The 581-nt window shown below is 67.6% G+C and carries 1 protein-coding gene; it reads right to left on the minus strand.

Annotation, left to right across the window (positions count from 1 at the left end; translation table 11 throughout):
• On the minus strand, positions 1 to 581 hold a 581-nt coding region (locus EOA28_RS37870; protein WP_148671215.1), incomplete at both ends, for an ATP-binding cassette domain-containing protein.

Raw genomic sequence — 581 nt, forward strand, 5'->3', positions numbered from 1 at the left:
GTGTAGAACAGCACCGACTTGCCCTGGCCGGCGAGCTCGCGCAGCAGCTTGTAGATTTCCTGCTTGGTGCCGACATCGATGCCGCGCGTCGGGTCGAAGCAGAGGATGGTGCGGGCGTTGGCCGCGATCCAGCGGGCGATGGTTACCTTCTGCTGGTTGCCGCCGGAAAGGCGCTGCACCTCGCCCTGGGCGCGGGTGTCGATCTGCAATCTGCCGATGGCGCCGGAAATCACAAACTCCTCGCGCCGCATGCGGATCGGCCCCCATTTGCGCAGCCCGGCGCTGAAGGGCAGCGCGATGTTCTCGCGCACCGAACGCTGCATGGCCAAGGCCTCGGTGCGGTCGCCGGGCACATAGGCGATGCCGGCCTGGATGGCGTCGCTCGGATGCGAGAATTTCACCGGCGCGCCGTCGACGTCGATCGTGCCGCCGGTCGGGCGGATCGAGCCGGCAAGCGCTGCGAAGAGCTCGTCCTGGCCCTGGCCCTCGAGCGCGAAGACGCCGACGACCTCGCCATTGGCGAGATCGAAGGAGACATCGTTGAGCTTGGTGCCGAGCTGCAGGTTGCGGACGGACAGGCG

It is taken from the genome of Mesorhizobium sp. M2A.F.Ca.ET.067.02.1.1, from assembly GCF_004023285.1.
Classification (GTDB): Bacteria; Pseudomonadota; Alphaproteobacteria; order Rhizobiales; family Rhizobiaceae; genus Mesorhizobium.